Annotated in this window: 20 protein-coding genes and 1 pseudogene; 7 read left to right on the top strand and 14 right to left on the bottom strand. The window is 72.8% G+C overall.

From position 1 onward, the window contains the following. Window positions 1-225 precede the first annotated feature (225 nt). A complete protein-coding gene (locus IF89_RS0100525) occupies window positions 226-1,584 on the bottom strand; it encodes a geranylgeranyl reductase family protein (RefSeq protein WP_420706846.1) in 1,359 nt (452 codons plus the stop codon). Between the two features lie 181 nt (window positions 1,585-1,765). On the opposite strand from IF89_RS0100525, the gene IF89_RS0100520 reads away from it, so the two are divergent. Together IF89_RS0100520 and IF89_RS0100515 are read left to right on the top strand one after the other, a co-directional pair. After that, complete coding sequence (locus tag IF89_RS0100520) at window positions 1,766-3,130, top strand: dipeptidase (RefSeq protein WP_030759300.1); 1,365 nt, start codon at window positions 1,766-1,768, stop codon at window positions 3,128-3,130. Between the two features lie 103 nt (window positions 3,131-3,233). After that, window positions 3,234-3,929, top strand: a complete 696-nt coding sequence (locus tag IF89_RS0100515; RefSeq protein WP_030759297.1) for an MBL fold metallo-hydrolase — start codon at window positions 3,234-3,236, stop codon at window positions 3,927-3,929. 127 nt (window positions 3,930-4,056) lie between these two features. On the opposite strand, the gene IF89_RS49270 is transcribed toward IF89_RS0100515, so the two are convergent. Then, window positions 4,057-5,094, bottom strand: a complete 1,038-nt coding sequence (locus IF89_RS49270; protein ID WP_030759294.1) for an NUDIX hydrolase — start codon at window positions 5,092-5,094, stop codon at window positions 4,057-4,059. A gap of 197 nt (window positions 5,095-5,291) precedes the next feature. Here IF89_RS49270 and IF89_RS0100505 point away from each other — a divergent pair, with 197 nt between their 5' ends. Next, window positions 5,292-6,278 carry a LacI family DNA-binding transcriptional regulator gene (locus IF89_RS0100505; protein WP_078628012.1) on the top strand — a complete coding sequence of 329 codons (987 nt, stop codon included), beginning with the start codon at window positions 5,292-5,294 and terminating at the stop codon, window positions 6,276-6,278. Between the two features lie 62 nt (window positions 6,279-6,340). On the opposite strand, the gene IF89_RS0100500 is transcribed toward IF89_RS0100505, so the two are convergent. From IF89_RS0100500 to IF89_RS0100480, 5 genes are all read right to left on the bottom strand, one after another. Then, a complete protein-coding gene (locus IF89_RS0100500) occupies window positions 6,341-7,639 on the bottom strand; it encodes a DUF6986 family protein (RefSeq protein WP_030759287.1) in 1,299 nt (432 codons plus the stop codon). A 183-nt stretch (window positions 7,640-7,822) separates the two neighbouring features. Next, window positions 7,823-8,785: an electron transfer flavoprotein subunit alpha/FixB family protein gene (locus tag IF89_RS0100495; RefSeq protein WP_030030596.1), complete on the bottom strand. Its 963-nt coding sequence runs from the start codon at window positions 8,783-8,785 to the stop codon at window positions 7,823-7,825. Window positions 8,786-8,844: 59 nt separating this feature from the next. Continuing rightward, window positions 8,845-9,630 carry an electron transfer flavoprotein subunit beta/FixA family protein gene (locus IF89_RS0100490; protein ID WP_030030595.1) on the bottom strand — a complete coding sequence of 262 codons (786 nt, stop codon included), beginning with the start codon at window positions 9,628-9,630 and terminating at the stop codon, window positions 8,845-8,847. A gap of 200 nt (window positions 9,631-9,830) precedes the next feature. After that, window positions 9,831-10,370, bottom strand: a complete 540-nt coding sequence (locus tag IF89_RS0100485) for a flavin reductase family protein (RefSeq protein ID WP_030759282.1) — start codon at window positions 10,368-10,370, stop codon at window positions 9,831-9,833. Between the two features lie 283 nt (window positions 10,371-10,653). Continuing rightward, window positions 10,654-11,037 (bottom strand): TlpA family protein disulfide reductase, encoded by a 384-nt coding sequence (locus IF89_RS0100480; RefSeq protein WP_420706853.1) that lies wholly within the window; start codon window positions 11,035-11,037, stop codon window positions 10,654-10,656. 231 nt (window positions 11,038-11,268) lie between these two features. On the opposite strand from IF89_RS0100480, the gene IF89_RS0100475 reads away from it, so the two are divergent. Next, window positions 11,269-11,991 carry a lysophospholipid acyltransferase family protein gene (locus tag IF89_RS0100475; protein WP_030759276.1) on the top strand — a complete coding sequence of 241 codons (723 nt, stop codon included), beginning with the start codon at window positions 11,269-11,271 and terminating at the stop codon, window positions 11,989-11,991. A 51-nt stretch (window positions 11,992-12,042) separates the two neighbouring features. Here IF89_RS0100475 and IF89_RS45760 read toward each other — a convergent pair whose 3' ends face one another. Continuing rightward, the gene (locus IF89_RS45760) at window positions 12,043-12,459 is read right to left on the bottom strand and encodes a hypothetical protein (protein ID WP_030759273.1); all 417 of its coding nucleotides are present in this window, start codon (window positions 12,457-12,459) and stop codon (window positions 12,043-12,045) included. A 131-nt stretch (window positions 12,460-12,590) separates the two neighbouring features. Further along, window positions 12,591-12,782, bottom strand: a complete 192-nt coding sequence (locus IF89_RS46860; protein ID WP_078628010.1) for a helix-turn-helix domain-containing protein — start codon at window positions 12,780-12,782, stop codon at window positions 12,591-12,593. On the opposite strand from IF89_RS46860, the gene IF89_RS46855 reads away from it, so the two are divergent. Then, window positions 12,781-13,716 (top strand): serine hydrolase, encoded by a 936-nt coding sequence (locus IF89_RS46855; RefSeq protein WP_078628009.1) that lies wholly within the window; start codon window positions 12,781-12,783, stop codon window positions 13,714-13,716. The two genes, IF89_RS46860 and IF89_RS46855, sit on opposite strands and share 2 nt — an antisense overlap. Before the next feature lie 15 nt (window positions 13,717-13,731). Here the strand turns inward: IF89_RS46855 and IF89_RS0100455 are convergent, their stop codons facing one another. The 5 genes and pseudogenes from IF89_RS0100455 to IF89_RS49560 form a co-directional block, all read right to left on the bottom strand. Further along, window positions 13,732-14,331 (bottom strand): transglutaminase-like domain-containing protein, encoded by a 600-nt coding sequence (locus tag IF89_RS0100455; RefSeq protein WP_030759265.1) that lies wholly within the window; start codon window positions 14,329-14,331, stop codon window positions 13,732-13,734. Window positions 14,332-14,419: 88 nt separating this feature from the next. Continuing rightward, window positions 14,420-15,481, bottom strand: coding sequence for a threonine aldolase family protein (locus IF89_RS0100450; RefSeq protein WP_030759262.1), 1,062 nt, complete (start codon window positions 15,479-15,481; stop codon window positions 14,420-14,422). Further along, window positions 15,478-16,239 carry an SDR family NAD(P)-dependent oxidoreductase gene (locus IF89_RS0100445; protein WP_030759259.1) on the bottom strand — a complete coding sequence of 254 codons (762 nt, stop codon included), beginning with the start codon at window positions 16,237-16,239 and terminating at the stop codon, window positions 15,478-15,480. Before IF89_RS0100445 ends, IF89_RS0100450 begins: the two co-directional genes overlap by 4 nt. A gap of 26 nt (window positions 16,240-16,265) precedes the next feature. Further along, a complete protein-coding gene (locus IF89_RS0100440; RefSeq protein WP_051806667.1) occupies window positions 16,266-17,672 on the bottom strand; it encodes a DUF6421 family protein in 1,407 nt (468 codons plus the stop codon). Window positions 17,673-17,753: 81 nt separating this feature from the next. After that, window positions 17,754-18,847: pseudogene (locus IF89_RS49560) on the bottom strand (alpha/beta hydrolase). A gap of 70 nt (window positions 18,848-18,917) precedes the next feature. Here IF89_RS49560 and IF89_RS0100430 point away from each other — a divergent pair. Both IF89_RS0100430 and IF89_RS0100425 read left to right on the top strand, forming a co-directional pair. Beyond that, window positions 18,918-19,562, top strand: coding sequence for a PadR family transcriptional regulator (locus IF89_RS0100430; protein ID WP_051806666.1), 645 nt, complete (start codon window positions 18,918-18,920; stop codon window positions 19,560-19,562). A gap of 191 nt (window positions 19,563-19,753) precedes the next feature. Continuing rightward, window positions 19,754-20,446: a glycerophosphodiester phosphodiesterase gene (locus tag IF89_RS0100425; RefSeq protein ID WP_078628008.1), complete on the top strand. Its 693-nt coding sequence runs from the start codon at window positions 19,754-19,756 to the stop codon at window positions 20,444-20,446. The last annotated feature ends 40 nt before the right edge of the window (window positions 20,447-20,486 follow it).

The following is a 20,486-nucleotide window of genomic DNA, read 5'->3' as shown; positions in this document are numbered from 1 at the left end:
GGCCCGCTGGAACGGACGCGTCCCCTTCGGCCGGCGTCCCAAGCCGAGCCCGGGAAGCCTGGCGGCCCGCACCCGGGCCCTCGACCCAGCCCGCCCGCCGGCCCGCCCGCCGCCCCACCGTCCGCGCCGCCCCGCCGTGCCCGGCTGCGCGCTGAAGGTGTTCCGCCGAGCAGGCCGGATCAGGGGTTGCGCGCCGTGAGCCCGGCTGCGTCGGAGCGGCGCCTCCTAAGTCCCGTCGGCCTTGCGGGCCGCCGCCTGCCGGGCGTCCAGTGCGTGCAGTGCCTTGCGCGCCAGCGGGTACGTGCGCACCAGGTCGGCCAGGGTCGTCGCGCCCCGCGTGATGCGGGCGAAGGCCCGCCACGCCGGGCGGAACCCGGTGATCGCCGCGTGCAGCAGCCCCGGCCGGGCCTCGAAGACGGTCAGCATCCGCTTCCCGACCCCCATCTCCACACCCAGTCCGGCCTTCACCGCGAAGGCGTAGTTGAGGGCCTGGCGGCGCGCGTCGACCGCGTCCTGCGCCTCGGCGATCTTCACCGCCCACTCCCCCGCGAGCCGGCCCGAACGCAGCGCGAAGGAGATGCCCTCGCGGGTCCACGGCTCCAGCAGTCCGGCGGCGTCACCCGCGACCAGGACCCGGCCGCGCGAGAGCGGCGAGTCGGGCTTGCGACAACGGGTGAGGTGCCCGGAGGAGACGGCCGGTTCGAAACCGGCGAGACCGAGCCGGGCGATGAAGTCGTCCAGGTACCGCTTGGTCGCGGCCCCGTCGCCCTTCGCCGAGATCACCCCGACGGTGAGGGTGTCGCCCTTGGGGAAGACCCAGCCGTAACTTCCGGGCAGCGGGCCCCAGTCGATCAGCACCCGCCCCTTCCAGTCCTCGGCCACCGTCGCGGGGACGGGGATCTCCGCCTCCAGGCCGAGGTCCACCTGGTCCATCTCGACGCCGACGTGCGCGCCGATCCGGCTCGCGCTGCCGTCCGCGCCGACCACCGCGCGCGCCAGGACGGTCTCCCCGTCGGCCAGCACGACGGCGACCGTGCGCCGGTCCGGCACGGCGGAGCCGTGCTGCTCCACGCGGGACACGGCGGTGCCCGTACGGACGGTGGCGCCCGCCTTCTCCGCCTCCGCGACCAGGCCGGCGTCGAACTCGGGCCGGTTGATCAGCCCGAACAGCATGTGCTTCGAGCGCCGGGTACGGGCCAGTCTGCCGTCCATCGAGAAGGTGACCGCGTGGATGCGGTCCTTGAGGGGCAGGACGAAGCCCGGCGGGAGGGCGTCGCGCGACGGGCCGATGATGCCGCCGCCGCACGTCTTGTACCGGGGCAGTTCGGCCTTCTCCAGCAGCAGCACCCGCCGCCCCGCCGTGGCCGCCGCGTACGCGGCGGAGGACCCGGCCGGTCCGGCTCCGACCACGACCACGTCCCACACCTCGCCGGCTCCCCCGGCCCCCTCGTCGCCCGCCCCCTGCCCGGCCGGGTCCGCACCCGGGCCCGCACCCGGCTCTGCGCCCGCGCCTGCCTCGGCGCCGGCGTCTCCGGCCTCGCCTGCACCTGCACCTGCGTCGCGTACGTCGTCGTCGCTGCTCACGATGTGTTGCTGCTCCTGATCACCCGTTGCTCCGATGCCGGGGAAATCCTACGGCGAGACGCCGCCCCACCCTGCTGTGCGAAGATCGGACCGTCTTCCGCCGTACCCGGCATACGCACATCCCGCGCGTGCGCGGGCCTGCGTACACGGATACAACGTCGCACCCACAAGGAGCGTGCCCATGTCCCAGCATCCGATCGCCGAGACCATCGCCTCGCTGATGCCCCGCGCCAAGCAGGAGCTGACCGAGCTGGTGGCCTTCCAGTCGGTGGCGGACTGGGCGCAGTTCCCCCGCAGCGAGAGCGAGGCCGCGGCGAACTGGGTGGCCGACGCGCTGCGCGCCGAGGGCTTCCAGGACGTGGCGCTCCTCGACACCCCCGACGGCACCCAGTCCGTGTACGGCTTCCTGCCCGGCCCGCAGGGCGCGCCCACCGTGCTGCTCTACGCGCACTACGACGTGCAGCCGCCGCTGGACGACGACGCGTGGATCTCCCCGGCCTTCGAGCTGACCGAGCGCGACGGGCGCTGGTACGGGCGCGGTGCGGCCGACTGCAAGGGCGGGTTCATCATGCACCTGCTGGCGCTGCGCGCCCTGAAGGCCAACGGCGGTGTGCCGGTGAGCGTGAAGGTGATCGTCGAGGGCTCGGAGGAGCAGGGCACCGGCGGCCTCCAGCAGTACGCGGAGGCGCACCCGGAACTGCTGAGCGCCGACACCATCGTCATCGGCGACGCCGGCAACTTCCGTCCGGGACTGCCGACGGTGACCGCCACGCTGCGCGGCATGTGCCTGCTCAAGGTGAAGATCGACACGCTGGGCGGCAACCTGCACTCGGGGATCTTCGGCGGCGCCGCCCCCGACGCCCTGGCGGCGCTGATCCGCGTGCTCGACTCGCTGCGCGCCGCCGACGGTTCGACGACCGTCGACGGGCTCGCCTCGGACGCGGTGTGGGAGGGCCTGCAGTACCCGGAGGCGGACTTCCGCGCCGACGCCAAGGTCCTGGACGGCGTCGAACTGATCGGTGAGGGCACCGTCGCCGACCGCCTGTGGGCCCGCCCGGCCGTCACCGTCCTCGGTATCGACTGCCCGCCCGTCGTCGGTGCGACCCCGTCCGTCCACGCGAGCGCGGGCGCGCTGATCAGCCTGCGCGTGCCGCCGGGCGTGGACACCGCCGAGGCCATCAAGCTCCTCCAGGCCCACCTGGAGGCGCACACCCCGTGGAAGGCGCGTCTCGAACTGGAGGTGGTCGGCCAGGGCCAGCCGTTCCAGGCGGACACCGACAGCCCGGCGTACGCGTCGATGCGCACGGCCCTGGAAGCCGCCTACCCCGGCCAGGAGATGCAGATCAGCGGCATGGGCGGCTCCATCCCGCTGTGCAACACGCTGACGTCCCTGTACCCGGGGGCGGAGATGCTGCTGATCGGGCTCAGCGAGCCGGAGGCGCAGATCCACGCGGTCAACGAGAGCGTGTCGCCGGAGGAGCTGGAGCGCCTGTCGGTGGCCGAGGCCCTCTTCCTGATCAACTACGCGGAGTCCAAGCGCGCCTGATCTGCCCGGACGCGTGTCCGCCCGGGGCGGTCTCCGCCCTGGGCGTACTCCGCTCACGGTGAAGTCCGGCCGTCGGGCGCCGGGCCGTCCGTACGGTCACCGTATGGATCTCGTCGAAGTGCTCCCGAACCGGCTCCACATGCTCCGATTCCCGATCGGCCAGGCCCATCTCTGGCAGGACGGCGCAGACCTCACCCTCGTCGACGCGGGCAACGTCGCCTCCGCCGCCGAGATCGAAGGGGCGATACGTTCCCTCGGGCTGCTCCCGGAGCGGCTGGAGCGGATCGTCCTCACGCACTGCCACCGCGACCACGTCGGTGCGGCCGGTGAGCTCGCCGGGCGCTGGGGCGCCCAGGTGCTCGCGCACCGGCTGGACGCGCCCGTGATCCGCGGCGAGCGGCCCGTTCCCGAACCGGTGCTCCTGGACTGGGAGGTCCCGCTGTACGCGCACGGCCTGACCGTTCCCGAGGCACCGCCCACCCGGGTGGACCGTGAGCTGGAGGACGGGGACGCGCTGGGCTTCGGGGACGGAGCGTACGTCGTCCACGCGCCGGGCCACACCGACGGCAGCATCGGCGTCCATCTGCCCCACCACGGGGTGCTGTTCGCGGGTGACTGCATCGCCGCCGTGGGGCCGCCGATGCTGGGCGTCTTCAACGTCGACAAGGCCCGGGCGGTCGGCTCCTTCCGGCGGCTGGCGGGCCTCGCTCCGCGGGTCGCCTGCTTCGGCCACGGCGACCCCCTCACGGTGGACACCGCGGCCGCGCTGGCCGGGGCCGCCGCCGGTACCGCGGTCTGACAGCGGCGGGGGTGAGACGGCGGGCGCCGCCCCGGGGCGGGAGTGACCGCCGGGCGACCCGGGCGGCGGGTGGCACGGCCCGGGCCCCTCGGCCGCGTCGCGGGGAGGCCCGCTGCACGCGCGGGCCTCACTCCGTCGGGACACCTGCCTCCAGGTAGAGCGGGCGGCCGCGTTCCCGGGCGCGCAGGGCCCAGCGCAGGCGTTCGTGGCGGTGGTGCGGCAGGAGGTCCGCGGCTTCTGCCTCCGTCACGAAGCGCCAGGCCCGCAGTTCGGGTCCCGGCAGCCTGAGGCGGGCGGCCGCGTCCGCGGTGAGGCGGCCGCCGTCGAAGAGGAGGCGCAGGCCGCCGTATCCGGGGGGCTGGGGGCGTTCCCAGTCGACCACGAGGAGGCCGGGCGCCCGGTCCAGTACGAGGCCCAGTTCCTCGGCGACCTCTCGTACACCGGCGGCGGCCGGTGCCTCGCCGGCTTCGACGACGCCGCCGGGGAACTCCCAGCCCGCCTTGTACGTGGGGTCGACCAGCAGCACCCGGTCCTGCTCGTCGAAGAGCAGGACCCCGGCCGCGACCGTCTCCCGCGTGGGTTCCGGCGTCTGCACGATGTCGCAGACCCGGGCGGTGTCCGAGCGGACGGCCTCGGCGATCCGCTCGGCCGTCTCCCGCACCGTCAGGGCCCCGTTGTCGACGACGTGCGCGTCGGCGGTGAGCCAGCCGAGGGCCTCCTGGTAGGCGGGGATGTGGTCGTAGGCCCACTGCCGGACCCGCACGTCGACCTGCTCGGGCGCCCCGGGCTCGCTGCGGGTCGCGATCCGCTCCCGCAGGATCGTTTCCGCAGGGGCGAGCAGCACATGCCGCACCGGGATCCGCCGTGCCGCGAGCCCGCCGAAGATCTCGTCCCGGTAGGCCTGGCGGAGCAGCGTCATCGGGACCACCAGCACCCCGCCCACTTCGGCGAGGACCGCCGCGGCGGTGTCCACCACGAGCCGGCGCCAACTCGGCAGGTCCTGGTAGTCGGTGACCTCGGCCAGACGTTTGGGCGGCAGCAGCACCCGCAGCGCGTCGCCGACGAACTCGGGGTCGAACAGGGTGCTGTCCGGGAGGATGGCGGTCAGTTCGCGGGCCGTGCTGGTCTTCCCCGCGCTGAACGTTCCGTTGATCCAGACAATCACGTCTACCCCTCTCCCCATGGCTCGTCCGGAGCCCCCAGTGGCTTGCCCGCCCCAGCCTGCCACGAAAACCTCACTATCGGCCGAGTGCTTATCCTCATGGTCACGAGCCCGCACGCTCGCCCGCGTACGAGGGAGGATTCACGACCGTGCCCCACAACCGCCGCACGTCAGACCCCCGCTACGGAACCCGGCCGACCATGAAGGACGTGGCGGCCCGGGCCGGAGTGGGCCTGAAGACGGTGTCCCGGGTGGTCAACGGCGAGCCGGGGGTCACCCCCGAGACGGGAAGGCGTGTCCTGGAGGCCATCGAGGCCCTGGGCTTCCGCAGGAACGACAGTGCGCGTGTGCTGCGCAAGGGCCGTACCGCCACCGTCGGCCTGGTCCTGGAGGACCTCGCCGACCCCTTCTACGGGCCGCTCAACCGGGCCGTGGAGGAGGTGGCGCGCGCCCACGGGGCGCTGCTCATCAACGGTTCCAGCGCCGAGGACCCGGACCGCGAGCGGGAGTTGGCGCTGGCGCTGTGCGCCCGCAGGGTGGACGGCCTGATCGTGATCCCGGCCGGGAACGACCACCGCTACCTGGAGCCGGAGATGCGGGCGGGCGTGGCCACGGTCTTCGTGGACCGGCCGGCCGGCCGGATCGACGCCGACGTGGTGCTGTCGGACAACTTCGGCGGCGCCCTCGGCGGCGTCGCCCACCTCATCGCCGGCGGCCACCGCCGGATCGGCTTCATCGGGGACCATCCCCGCATCCACACGGCGACGGAACGCCTGCGCGGCTACTGCACGGCGATGGCGGAGGCCGATCTTCCGGTGGCCGGAGCCTGGGTCTCGCTCGGTTCGACGGACCCGGAGCGGGTCGCGGGCGCGGCGCGGTCGATGCTCGCGGGTCCGGAGCCGGTGACCGCCGTCTTCGCCGGCAACAACCGGGTCACGGTCACGGTGGTACGGGTCCTGGCCGCCCTGGAGCGGCCGGTGGCGCTGGTCGGCTTCGACGACTTCGAGCTGGCGGACCTGCTGCGGCCGGGCATCACGGTGGTCGCCCAGGACCCGGCGGCGCTGGGCCGGGTGGCGACGGACCGCCTCTTCCAGCGCCTGGCCGGGGCCGGACTCCCCCCGACCCGCACGGAGCTGCCCACCCGCCTCGTACCCCGCGGCTCGGGCGAACTGCCTCCGGCGGACTGAGCCCCGTACACACCGGCGGCCCGGCCCCGGAGGAACGGGGGCCGGGCCGTACGCTCCCCGGATCAGGCGGTCGCGGTCAGGGTCGCCGAGCGGCGCGGGATGGCGAAGGCGTCGAGCTCGGCGCGGGTCAGGCCGGTCAGCGCGGTGACCTCGTCGGCGCCCACCGCGCCGCAGTCGAGGCCGCGCACCAGGTAGCCGGCCAGGGCCTTGGCGGTCGCCGGCTCGTCCATCACGTCGCCCTCGATCTTGGCCACGTACGCCTTCAGCCGCGCGGCGGCGGCTTCGAGGCCCTCGCGGTAGAAGGTGAAGACGGCGGCGTAACGGGTGGGCAGGTGCGCGGGGTGCATGTCCCAGCCCTGGTAGTACGCGCGGGCCAGGGCGCGGCGGGTCAGGCCGTAGTGGAGCTTCCAGCCCTCGTGGACCTTCTCGGTGGTGCCGATCGGCAGGACGTTGGTGGAGCCGTCGGAGACGCGTACGCCGGTGCCGGCGGCCGCGACCTGCATGATCGCCTTGGCGTGGTCGGCGGCGGGGTGGTCGCTGGCCTGGTAGGCGGCGGACACGCCGACGCAGGCGCTGTAGTCGAAGGTGCCGTAGTGCAGGCCCGTGGCGCGGCCCTTGGCGGCCTCGATCATGCGGGCGACGGTGGCGGTGCCGTCGGAGGCGAGGATGGACTGGCTGGTCTCGATCTGGATCTCGAAGCCGATCCGGCCCGGGCGCAGGCCGCGGGCGCTCTCGAAGGCCTCCAGCAGCTTGACGAAGGCGCTGACCTGCTCGGCGTAGGTGACCTTCGGGAGCGTCAGGACGAGGCCCTCGGGCAGTCCGCCGTGCTCCAGGAGGCCGGAGAGGAAGATGTCCGTGGTGCGGATGCCGCGGTCGCGCACGTTGGATTCCATGCACTTCATGCGGATGCCCATGTACGGGGCGTTGGTGCCGTTGGAGAAGGCCTCCGAGACCAGGCGGGCGGCGCGGGCCGCGGCCTGGTCCTCCTCCTCGTCCGAGCGGACGCCGAAGCCGTCCTCGAAGTCGACGCGGAGGTCCTCGACGGGCTCGCGCAGCAGCTTGGCGCGCACGCGCTCGTAGACCGGTACGGCGAGTTCGTCGGAGATGCCGAGGACTCCGGCGAAGGTGGCGGCGTCCGGGGCGTGCTCGTCGAGGGCGGCCAGGGCCTGGTCGCCCCAGGAGCGGATGGTGTCCGCGGCGAAGACGTCACCGGGGACGTAGACGGTGTGGATGGGCTGGCGGGTGCCGGGGTCGCCCGGGTAGTGGCGCGCGAGCTCCGCGTCCACCGGCGCGAGGGAGGCGCTGATGCCCTCGCTGACCGCGCCTGCGAGGCTCGTCGCCACCTTCTCCTGCTGACCCATCGTGCACTCTCCTCTTTTCCGCTTCACGGAAGCTTAGATCCGCATAGCAGAATTTAGTCATGCCGTTCCGCTCCGTCAATGGTCCCCCCGGCCCGGCCGGACGAACGACTCGGGGCCGTGCGGTGAGAATCACCACACGGCCCCGGAGAAGCGATGCTACGAAGAGAAACGCAGGTCAGGCGGTCAGCCCTTGCGCGCCTTGATCTCGTCGGTCAGCTGCGGGACGACCGTGAAGAGGTCGCCGACCACGCCGTAGTCGACGAGGTCGAAGATCGGGGCCTCGGCGTCCTTGTTGATGGCCACGATGGTCTTCGAGGTCTGCATGCCGGCCCGGTGCTGGATCGCGCCGGAGATGCCGGAGGCGATGTAGAGCTGCGGGGAGACCGACTTGCCGGTCTGGCCGACCTGGTTGGTGTGCGGATACCAGCCGGCGTCGACGGCGGCACGGGAGGCGCCGACGGCCGCACCGAGGGAGTCCGCGAGGGCCTCGATGATGCCGAAGTTCTCGGCACCGTTGACGCCGCGGCCACCGGAGACCACGATCGCGGCCTCGGTCAGCTCGGGACGGCCCGTCGACTCGCGCGGGGTGCGCCCGGTGACCTTGGTACCGGTGGCCAGCGCGCCGAAGGTGACGGCGAGCGCCTCGACCGCGCCGGCGGCCGGAGCAGCCTCGACGGGCGCCGAGTTCGGCTTGACGGTGATGACCGGGGTGCCCTTGGAGACACGGGACTTGGTGGTGAACGAGGCGGCGAAGGCCGACTGCGTCGCGACCGGGCCCTCGTCACCCGCCTCCAGGTCGACGGCGTCGGTGATGATGCCGGAGCCGATGCGCACGGCCAGGCGCGCGGCGATCTCCTTGCCCTCGGCGGAGGACGGGACGAGCACGGCGGCCGGGGACACGGCGTCGTACGCGGCCTGCAGCGCGTCCACCTTCGGTACCACGAGGTACTCGGCGAACTCGGGGGCGTCGGCGGTGAGGACCTTGACCGCGCCGTGCTCGGCGAGCACCGCGGCGGTGGCGTCGGCACCGGCGCCCAGGGCGACGGCGACGGGCTCGCCGATGCGGCGGGCCAGCGTCAGCAGCTCGAGGGTGGGCTTGCGGACGGCGCCGTCCACGTGGTCGACGTAGACGAGAACTTCAGCCATGGGACTGCTCTCCTGCGATTGCGAAGTGTCTGGGGGCTACTGAGGGGTGGCCGAAGCCCTTAGATGAACTTCTGGCCGGCCAGGAACTCGGCCAGCTGCTTGCCGCCCTCGCCCTCGTCCTTGACGATCGTGCCGGCGGTGCGGGCCGGGCGCTGCGCCGCGGAGTCCACCGCGGTCCAGGAGCCCTCCAGGCCGACCTCGTCGGCCTCGATCTCCAGGTCCTCGAGGTCCCAGGACTCGACCGGCTTCTTCTTCGCGGCCATGATGCCCTTGAAGGACGGGTAGCGGGCCTCGCCCGACTGGTCCGTCACCGAGACGAGCGCCGGGAGGGAGGCCTCCAGCTGCTCGCTCGCGGTGTCGCCGTCGCGGCGGCCGGTCACGGTGCCGTCCTCGACCTTGACCTCGGAGAGCAGGGTGACCTGCGGGACGCCCAGGCGCTCGGCCAGGATCGCCGGGAGGACGCCCATGGTGCCGTCGGTGGACGCCATGCCGGTGATGACCAGGTCGTAGCCGGCCTTCTCGATGGCCTTGGCGAGCACCAGCGAGGTGCCCATGACGTCGGTGCCGTGCAGGTCGTCGTCCTCGACGTGGATGGCCTTGTCGGCACCCATCGACAGCGCCTTGCGCAGCGCGTCCTTGGCGTCCTCGGGGCCCACCGTCAGGACGGTGATCTCGGCATCGTCGGCCTCGTCGGCGATCTGCAGCGCCTGCTCGACGGCGTACTCGTCGAGCTCCGACAGCAGGCCGTCGACGTCGTCACGGTTGACGGTCAAGTCCTCGGTGAACTGCCGGTCGCCAGTGGCGTCGGGCACGTACTTCACACAGACAACGATCCTCAGGCTCACGCCGGCTCTCCTACCGCATCGTCTTTTCGTGTACCGCCTTATGCAGGCAGCATAGGCGCCTTGTCGGGCGGATCCCGATCGGGGCGGCCCGCGCCCCGAACGGAATGTTACTCGTCAGTACACCGTGGGTCCCACCAAGTCGCAAGGTCGGCGAACTGTGATCTGCCCAACGCCGGCCGACCCGCCCCAACAGGGACGATTCAGTCGCGCAGCGCGTTGAAGCGCCCCTGGTGGTACAGCAGCGGACGGCCTTCCCCGGCCGGGTCCCCCACGAGCGCCTGAGCGATGATCACCCGGTGCTCACCGGCGGGCACCCTCGCCACCACCCGGCAGACCAGCCACGCCAGCACGCCGTCCAGCACCGGGACACCGTGCGGGCCGACGGCCCAGGCGGTGCCGGGCCCGAACCGGTCGGCCCCGCTGCGCGCGAAGAGGCCGGCCAGCTCCCGCTGGTGCTCACCGAGTATGTGCACGCCGAGGTGGTCGCTGTCGCGCACCGCGGGCCAGGTGGAGGCCCCGGTGCCGATCGTGAAGGAGAGCAGCGGCGGGTCGGCGGAGACGGAGTTGAGCGAGGTGGCGGTGAAACCGACCGGCCGGCCGCCGTCCTGGGAGGTGATCACGGCGACCCCGGCGGCGTGCTGCCGGAAGACGGAGCGAAGGAGGTCGGGCGAGCCGGGACGGCCGGCGTCGGAAAAGGGGGAAGCGGCCGCCGGGACCGTCGGGACCGTCGGAGCACTCATCAGGGTTCTGCCTTCTGCCACGGGACACACGGGCACAGTCGGGATCAGGGGCGGGTCGTTCGGTGATCCTGACAGCGCGCGCTCGCGTGCCGGACGAGGTCCACTGGGATCCGTCCGCGGAGCAGGAGTTCATACCGCATACGGCCAGCGTGGCGATCTCCCGGGGACGCCGTCAAGCGGGATCGGGCAGATGTCGGGCGCGTCACGCGCTGTGCGGGCGCGCGCACCGGCGCGCCCGGGCCCGCCGTCGGCCGCGCCGCCGCGGGCACCTCCCGTCGGCCCGTCATACGGCGGCGCCGAGCGCGGCGATCACGTCGACCTTGCGCGGCATGCCGGCCGCCCGCCGCACGATGCGGCCCGCCGCGTCCAGGACGAGCACGGTCGGGGTCTTCTCGATGCCGAGGGCCCGCACCAGGTCCAGGCGCTCCTCCGCGTCGATCTCGACGTGCGCGACCCCTTCGACCATGCCGGCGACCTCGGCCAGGATCCGGCGCGTGGCCCGGCAGGGCTGGCAGAACGCGCTGGAGAACTGCACCAGGGTCGCCCGCCGGCCCGGCTGCGCGCCCAATTCCGCCGCACTCAGGCGCACGCGCCCGCCGTCGACCCGGGCGCCGGACGGGCCCCCGGCCCTGCCGTCCCGCCGTTCTTCCCGCCCGCGCACCCGCACTCCCCTCGTCACCCGCGGCCTTCGCGTACCCACATGATCGTCGTACGCTCGTACGTGGATGGGACACGCGGCGGGCCCGGGGCATTCCCGGCGTGACAAGAATCTCCCCGGGCGCGGGCGTCTGGACTGGCCAGCGGCCCTCGTTTGGGGCACCATCCCCAAGGGTCGCGTACCTACGCTTCCGTAACTTCCGGCCGGGAGCTCCTCCCCAGACAGAAAGCGGGTCTCCCCATGGCTGAGCTCGTCTACCCCCCGGTGATCGGCGCCGCGCACAGTCTGTTCCGCGCGTTGGACATCCGCATCGACATGAAGGGCACCGAGAACATCCCCCGCAAGGGCGGTGCCGTCCTGGTGTCGAACCACATCGGCTACCTCGACTTCATCTTCGCCGGGCTGACGGCACGGCCGCAGAAGCGCCTGGTGCGTTTCATGGCGAAGGAGTCGGTGTTCCGGCACAAGGTGTCCGGCCCGCTGATGCGCGCGATGAAGCACATCCCGGTGGACCGCAAGCAGGGCGAGACCGCCTACCAGCACGCGCTGGATTCGCTGCGCTCCGGTGAGATCATCGGGGTGTTCCCCGAGGCGACGATCTCGCAGTCCTTCACCCTGAAGAGCTTCAAGTCGGGTGCGGCCCGCATGGCGCAGGAGGCCGGAGTCCCGTTGATCCCCGTGGCGCTGTGGGGCACGCAGCGGCTGTGGACCAAGGGCCGCCCCAAGAACCTCAAGCGCAGCCACATCCCCGTGACGCTGCGGGTGGGCGAGCCCATCGAGGCGCCGACGGACCAGTACGCCGGGGCGATCACGCGCCGGCTGCGCGAGCGCGTGCAGGAGCTGCTGGACGCGGCCCAGCGCGCCTACCCGGAGAAGCCCCGGGGTGCCGAGGACTCCTGGTGGCTGCCGGCCCACCTGGGCGGTACGGCGCCGACGGCGGCCCAGGTGCGCGAGGCGGGCTGAGCCCTCGCGCCGACGATGCGGCTCCGCCCCGCGCAGGAGCGGAGCCGCGGCTCAGCCTGCCTGGGTCCGGCCGTCGTCGGACGCGGCGCGGGGTGGGCCGCAGGGGGCCTTGACGCACTGCCACTGCGGCTCCTTCGGGTGGTGCTTGCCATGGTCGGGGCCGCCCTTGCCGGGCGGACCGCACGGGGCGGTGATGCACTGCCACTGCGGCTCCTCGGGCTGGTGACCGGCGTCGTTCGTGCCGCCCTTGCCGCCGCCCGCGCCCGGACGCTTCTTGTCCCACGCGCCGCCCTTCTTCCAGCTGTCGCGGTGGTCCTTCCCCGGCCCGCCCCGGTCCGTGACGGCCGCGTGCGCGGCGGCGGCCGGGGTGGCGGCGAACGCGGCCGTGGGGACCAGTACGGCTCCGGCGGCCATGGCGGTCGCGGCCGCGAAGTGGGCCAGGCGCCGCGTACGTACGGTGTGGGTCATGACGGTTCTCCTCCGGGAGAGCGGAACGGGCATCTCCAGTACGCCCCGGTCCTCGTCGCCCGTCAGGTCCCGGCCTCTCGTGACTTGACACCACCGCCGCGACGGCCCGGGCGGTCCCGTCCGGCAGGAGGTCAGTCGTCGAGCAACCGCCACGCGGTGAGGGCGAGCCTGACCCGGGTCAGTCCGGTGGGCGCGGTGAGGTCGATGTCCAGGGTCTTCGAGATCTGTTCGAGTCGCCGGGCGACGCTGCTGTGGTGCAGGTGGAGGAGGTCGGCGGCGCGGCGCAGGGAGCCGGTGGCGCAGTAGGTGTCCAGGGTCTCCATGTCCTCACCGTCGTGCGCGATGCGGGCGATGGCTGCCACGTCGGCGTTGTCACGTGCGGTCTCCCGGGGTACCTCGGCCAGGAGTGCCAGCGCACCCAGGTCGGTGTGGCGGACGACGGGTTCGCGCGGGGTGGTGAAGCGCAGGGCGGTGCGGGCCTGCTGCCAGGACCGGTCGGGACTGTCGGCCGCGCCGATGCCGGCGCGCACGCCTGCCGGGAACAGGGCCCGGTCGACGGTGGTGGCCAGGATGACGCCCACATCGGCGAGCGGTGCCGCCTTCACGGGGCGGGCGCGGCACACCAGGCTGCCGATCCGGCCGAGCGGGAGCTGCGAGCGGACGGCCACGACGTGGACCGGCAGGTCGGCGGCGAACCCCAGGAGCCGTAGCGCCCGTGCTCTGGCCGCCTCATCGCCGTCGGAGCTGATGGCCAGTTCGACGAGCGCGGGGTCGGCCATGGTGGTGCGGGCCGGGCCGTACCGCGTCTACGACATGTCCTGGACGGGGACGGGTGCCGCTCTGGTGTCGACCATGGAGGACCTCAACCGGTTCTACGGCAAGCTTCTCGACGGCGAGATCGTCAACCGGTCGTCGCTGGCTCAGATGCAGCGCACGGGCCCGGTCATCGCCCTGGACGGATCGGTGATCGAGTACGGCCTCGGGCTGCACAAGGTCGTCGTCCCGGGGTGTGGCACCTTCTGGGGACACGACGGCACGGTCTGGGGGGCCGGCACGGTTTCCCTGACCCGGGCCGACGGCCGGCGTCAGCTGTCCGTCGCGGTCAATCTCCAGAGGTGGAACGAACGGGACTCCTCGGGGCGGCCGCAGCACCACCCCATCGACGACGCGCTGGAGAGGCTGTACCAGCACGCGATGTGCGCCAGCACGGAGCCCCGGGCCGAGAACGCCTCCGAGTCCAAGGCGTTCGGCCCGTGACCGGCTGCCGCAGCCTCAGAGTGCGGTCGGCAGCTTGCGCCACAGGTCCTGCCGGTCGGCGGACTCGCGGAGCGCGGTGAGCACGGCCGGGTGCGGGGACGCGTACACCTCGGGGTGGTCGGCCTCGCCCAGCTCGGGGCGTACGGGGAAGGCCAGGCGCTCCTCGGCGAGGTCGAACCGGGCGTCCACTCCCGGCTTGTTGCCGCGCGGGTCGAGCCGGCTCCAGCGGTCGCGGCCCGGCAGGCGCAGGGCGGTCAGCCCGTGGACGAGGGGGTTCGAGCCGTCGTCGTCGGCGAGGCTCTGGTAGCACAGGCCGGCCGGGATCCCCCGGGCGCGCAGCAGGGCGACCAGGGCATGGGACTTGGCGTGGCAGATGCCGTTGCGCGTGCCGAGCACGTCGGAGGCCCGCCAGGCGACCCGCTCGTCGCCGGAGTCGGCGGAGTGCGGGATGGTGTCGCGAACGAACACGAAGGCGGCTTCGGCGTATGAGTATGCGTCGCCGGTGGTCGACCAGAGGGCGTCCGCCCGTTCCCGTACGAGGCGATGCCAGTGGTCCACGGCCTCGTCCGAGGCCAGATAGGCGCGCACGTCGGGGTTCTGCTGGATCAGCTGCATGGCCCGGAGCATAGGCATGCCACCCACCGCAATTCAATGGATTTGCGGTGGGCGGCATACTTATACAGCCAGGCGGGAGGGAGCGCCCCTAGCGGGCGAGCTCCTCCTTCAGGGCCTGGAGGAAGCCGTCGACGTCCTCCTCCTGGGTGTCGAAGCCGCACATCCAGCGGACGTCGCCCGCGGCCTCGTCCCAGAAGTAGAAGCGGTAACGCTTCTGCAGACGCCGGGAGACCTCGTGCGGCAGCCGCGCGAACACGGCGTTCGCCTGCACCGGGTAGAGGATCTCCACGCCGTCGGTCTCGCGGACACCGGCGGCGAGGCGCTGCGCCATCTCGTTGGCGTGGCGGGCGTTGCGCAGCCACAGGTCCTTGGCGAGCAGCGCTTCGAGCTGCACCGAGACGAAGCGCATCTTCGACGCGAGCTGCATCGACATCTTGCGGATGTGCTTCATCTGCCGGGCCGCGTCCGGGTTGAGCACGACGATGGCCTCGCCGAACATCATGCCGTTCTTGGTGCCGCCGTAGGACAGCACGTCGACGCCGACCGTGTTCGTGAAGGTGCGCATCGGCACGTCGAGCGAGGCCGCGGCGTTGGCTATCCGGGCCCCGTCGAGGTGGACCTTCATGCCGAGCCTGTGGGCGTGCTCGCAGATCGCCTTGATCTCGTCCGGCGTGTAGACCGTGCCGAGCTCGGTGTTCTGCGTGATCGAGACGACCTGCGGCATCGCGCGGTGCTCGTCCTCGAAGCCCCAGGCCTCCTGGTCGATCAGCTCGGGCGTGAGCTTGCCGTCCGGGGTCGGCACCGCGAGCAGCTTCAGCCCGGCCATCCGCTCCGGCGCGCCGCCCTCGTCCACGTTGATGTGGGCGCTCTTGGCGCAGATCACCGCGCCCCAGCGGTCGGTCATCGCCTGGAGGGCGGTGACGTTCGCGCCGGTGCCGTTGAAGACCGGGAAGGCCTCCGCGTACGGACCGAAGTGGCTGCGGACGATCTTCTGCAGGTGTTCGGTGTACTCGTCCTCGCCGTAGGAGATCTGGTGACCTCCGTTGGCGAGGGCGAGGGCCTCCAGGATCTCCGGATGGACCCCCGCGTAGTTGTCGCTGGCGAAGCCGCGCACTGCCGGGTCGTGGTGCCGGCGGGCATCGGTCTTCACGGTTGCGGAGTGAGCCACAGACGCTGTCCGTTCACATCGATGGCGGGCTGCTCCCACACGCCGGCGATGGCCTCGGCCAGCTCCTTCACGTCGGTGAAGCCCGCGAACTTCGCATTGGGACGCTCGGCGCGCATCGCGTCGTGCACCAGTGCCTTGATGACCAGGATCGCAGCTGCCGCGCCGGGTCCCTCGTCACCCCCAGCCTTGCGGAAGGAGTCCGCCATGGCGAGGGTCCAGGCCTCGGCGGCCGCCTTGCCCGCGTTGTAGGCGGCGTTGTTGGCGACCGGCTTGTGCGCGCCGGACTGGCTCACCAGGACGTAGCGGCCGCGGTCGCTGCGCAGCAGCCCGTCGTGGAAGGCGAGCGAGGTGTGCTGGACGGTGCGGACGAGGAGCTTCTCCAGGAAGGTCCAGTCGGCCAGGTCGACGTCGGTGAAGGTCTTGCTGCCGCGCCAGCCGCCCACGAGGTGGACCAGTCCGTCGACCCGCCCGAACTCCTTCTCGGTGTGCTCGGCCCAGGCCTTCGTGGCCTCCAGGTCGAGCAGGTCCACGGTGTCACCGGTGATCGTGGCGCCGCCGTGCGCGTAGCGCGCCGCGTCCACGGCTTCCGCGAGCCGCGCCGGATCGGCGTCGGACGCCACGACGGTCGCACCCGCCTCGGCGAGGCGGAGCAGGGCGGCGCGGCCCGCGGGCCCGCCGGCCCCGGCCACCGCCACCACCGCTCCGTTCAGCTTTCCATTGCCGTTCCCGGAGCCGTTCATCTGTGCAGCCTCCTGTGGGCGAGTGCTCACGCGGCGACTCGCTCGGCCTGCTCCGCGTTCTGGGCGGTGATGCCCCTGGTCGCCGCGATCGTGCTCTTGAGCTTCTTGGCGAGCGCCTCAAAGAACATGCTGAGCGGAAACTCGTCCGGAAGCACGTCGTCGACGAGCTTGCGCGGCGGCTGCGTCAGGTCGAGGGCGTCGGCACCCTTGGCCCACTTCGAGCCCGGGTGCGGGGCGAGGTACGTGGAGACCAGCTCGTAGGCCTTGAGCCAGTGGACCAGCTTCGGGCGGTCGATGCCGGCGCGGTAGAGGTCCTCGATCTCGGCGCACAGCTGGTTGGTGACCTGCGGGGCGCGCATCCAGTCGATCTTCAGCTTGTTGTCCGTCCAGCGCACCACGTCGTGCTTGTGGAGGTAGGCGAAGAGCAGCTGGCCGCCGAGACCGTCGTAGTTGCGGTTGCGGTCACCGGAGACGGGGAAGCGGAACATCCGGTCGAAGAGGACGGCGTACTGCACGTCGCGGCCGTGCTCGTTGCCCTCGGACTCCAGCTTCACGGCCTCCTTGAAGGCGGTGAGGTCGCAGCGCAGCTCCTCCAGGCCGTACATCCAGAACGGCTGGCGCTGCTTGATCATGAAGGGGTCGAACGGCAGGTCGCCGTGGCTGTGGGTGCGGTCGTGGACCATGTCCCACAGGACGAAGGCCTTCTCGCAGCGCTCCTGGTCGTCGACCATGCGTGCGATGTCCTCGGGCAGGTCGATGCCCAGGATGTCCACGGCGGCAGCGGTCACCTTGCGGTAGCGGGCGGCCTCGCGGTCGCAGAAGATGCCGCCCCAGGTGAAGCGCTCGGGGGCCTCGCGCACCGCGATGGTCTCCGGGAAGAGCACGGCGGAGTGCGTGTCGTAGCCCGGGGTGAAGTCCTCGAAGGTGATGCCGAGGAAGAGCGGGTTGTCGTAGCGGGTGCGCTCCAGCTCGGAGAGCCACTCCGGCCAGACCATCTTCAGGACGACGGCCTCGAGGTTGCGGTCGGGGTTGCCGTTCTGCGTGTACATGGGGAAGACGACGAGGTGCTGCAGGCCGTCGGCGCGCTCGGCGGCCGGGTGGAAGGCCATCAGGGAGTCGAGGAAGTCCGGCACGCCGAAGTCCTCCGCGGCCCACTTGCGCAGGTCCGCGACGAGGGCTGCGTGGTACGCGGCGGCGTGCGGGAGCAGCGGGGACAGCGTCTCGACGGCGCCGATCACGCGGTCGACCGCGGCGAGGACCGTGGCCCGGGCGTGCTCGCCCTCGGCCTCGAAGTCGATGGAACCGTCGGACGCCTGCCAGGGGCGGATCTCCTCCACGGCGGCCTTGAGCTCGGGCCACGCGGGGTGGTCCACCACCCGCGCCCCAGCGGATATCACGGCACCGCCGACGCCCGGCACAAGAGTTTCCGTCATGTCACTTCCTCCACAGGAGAACCTCACGTCCGCACAGCGTATGCGTGCGAGGCTCTCCCGCTCAAGAGGCAATTCGGGAAATTATCCTGCGTCACCCCCGGCTTCACCGAAAGTCTTCCCGTTTGTCCGGGCGGAACTGATAGCTCCGCCCAGTCGCGCGAAGGCTTCACATGCCTGTGGCAGTACCCCGGCCAGGCCCAGGAAGCCGTGGAACATGCCCGGATGGCCGTCCAGGACCGACCGGATCCCGCTCCGCCGCAGCCTGCGGTGGTATGCGCGGGCCTCGTCCCGCAGCGGGTCGCACCCGGCGATCACCAGGTGGGCCGGCGGCAGCCCGGCGAGGTCCGCGCGCACCGGGGAGGCCAGCGGGTGCCGGCCGTCGCCGCCGGGCCCGAGGTACTGCTCCCAGAACCAGCGCATGTGCGCGGCCGTGAGGAAGCAGCCCTCGGCGGCGGTCCGGTACGAGCGGCGGTCCTGGGCGGCGTCCAGCACCGGACACGCCAGGGCCTGGAGCGCGACCGGCGGCCCCCCGCGCTCCCGGGCGAGCAGCAGCGAGGCGACGGCGAGGTTGCCGCCGGAGCTGCCCCGGCCACGACCAGGGCGGCCGGGTCGCCGCCGAGGTCGTCCACGTGGCCGCCGGCCCAGCACAGCGCCGCGTGGGCGTCCTCCGCGGCCGCCGGGAAGCGGTGCTCGGGGGCACGCCGGTAGTCCACCGAGACCACGGCCGCGCCGGCCGCCCGTGCCAGGTGGCGGACGGTGGTGTCGTGCGTGTCCATGTCGCCCAGGACCCACCCGCCGCCGTGGCAGAACACGACGGTGGGGCGGGGCCCCGGCCACCGCCCGGGGTCGGGCAGGTAGACCCGCACCGGTACGGGCGCGGCGCCGGGCGGGCCGGGAACGGTCAGGTCCGCCACCGCCCCCACACGCGGGCGGCGGGCCGGCGGGCGGGGCGCGGCCGCCAGGACCCGCCGGGCCTCGTCGGCGCGGGTGACGCCGCGGCCGAGGTCGGGGAACGCGGCGGCGAGGGCGTCGACGCATGCCGCGGCCGCCGGGTCGAGACGGTCCCGGTCGCTTCCCCGCCCCGCCGGGCCTCGGCGGTCGCGGGTGCGGGGCCGCCAGCACAGGTTCCGAAAGTGCGGGATGACCTTCTCGCCCCACTGGCGCAGGGTCTCCATGCAGGCGTCCTGTTCCACCGTGCCCATCTGGACCAGGCACATGATCTCGTCGGCCCCTTCAATTCGGAATATGACTAGTAGTCACACCGCGAAGAGGCAAGAGAAGCAGCAGCACCCGGACCTGCCACCGACCGCCTGGGCCGTTCTCGGCCTGCTGTCCTTCCCCGGCGAGCGCACCGGGTACGAGCTGAAGAAGTGGGCGGACTCCTCGCTGCGCTTCTTCTACTGGTCGCCGGCCATCAGCCAGATCTACGCCGAACTGCGCCGTCTGGAGGACATCGGGTACGCGTCCTCCGCGCGCTCGGGGCCCGAGGAGGCGCGGGCCAAGCGCCGCTACAGCATCACCGGAGCCGGGCGCGCGGCCCTGTCCCGCTGGGCCGCCGACACCGCGGACGCCGGCCCCCCGGTCCTCAAACACGGGCTGCTGCTGCGGGTCTGGCTCGGCCACTTGGCCGAACCGGCGCGGCTGCGCGCCATGGTCGAGGCGCACCTGGAGCGCACCCGCGGCGAGCTGGCGGCCGTGCGGGAGGCCGTGGAGCAGGCGGCCGGCGTGCCGGAGTGGGACTTCCCCGCCGTCGCGCTGCGCTGGAGCGAGCGCCAGCACCTGGCCGAACTGGAACTGGGCGAGGCGTTGTTGGCCGACCTCGGGCGGCTCTCCGCGCGGGTCGAGGCGACCGGCCGTCAAGCCGGCGGGGACGCGCCCACGCCCGGGTGACGCGACAGGGCCGCGGCAGGCCGCCGGGGGGCGCGCAACCCTGGCGGGAAGCGGCCGGGGCGCTTCCGCGGGCCCGTGCACGCACGGTCCGTATCCGCGAGCGGCGCACTAGCATGCGACCTCTATCGCGCGCGGCCGGTCGGGACACCGCGACCGCGCGGGGAGCCGCCGTCGACGGAAGCGAGAGAACCTTGACTTTCCTCACCATCGGTCACCGCGGGGTCATGGGTGTCGAGCCGGAGAACACCCTGCGGTCGTATCTTCGGGCGGAACGTTGCGGGATGGACGCCATCGCCCTGGATCTCCGGCTGAGCAAGGACGGCGTCCTCGTCGCCGTGCACGACCCCGACGTGGACCGGACCACCGACGGCTCGGGGGCCGTCGCCGACCTGACGCTGGCCGAGCTGCGCGGACTGGACGCCGGTCAGGGCGAGCGGGTGCCGGTCTTCGAAGAGGTGCTGGAGGCGGTCCGCTCGCCGCTGCAGGTGTCCGTCGACGACCGGGCCGCGGCAGCGGCGCTCGCGGAGCTGGTGCTGCGCCGGGACCTGGTTTCCCGTGTGGAGATCGCCTCCGCGCGCGAGGAGGTGCTCACCGAGGCGGCCCGGCGGGTGCCGGGCGTCCGGACCGCTCTCTTCGTACGGTCCGCCCCCGGTGACCCGGCGGCCGTGGTGGGCCGGGCGACGGGCGCGGGGGCGGCCACGGTCTCCCTGGACATCCGCGGGATCACCCTGGAGCTGGTCGAGGCGGCCCATGCGGCCGGCCTGCGCGTGACGGGCCTGGCGGTCGACACGCTGGACCTGCTGCGGCTGGCGCGGGCGCTCGGCCTGGACGGGGTGACGACGGACCATCCGGAGATCCGCAGCACGGGCCGCTTCACGGCCTGAGGCGGCCGGCCCCGGGCGGCCGCGGCCCCCGTCCGTCACC

Source organism: Streptomyces sp. NRRL F-2664 (assembly GCF_000719345.1).
Lineage (GTDB): Bacteria > Actinomycetota > Actinomycetes > Streptomycetales > Streptomycetaceae > Streptomyces.
Note: the sequence above shows the minus strand (reverse complement) of the source record. Positions and strands in the feature narration are given on the sequence as shown.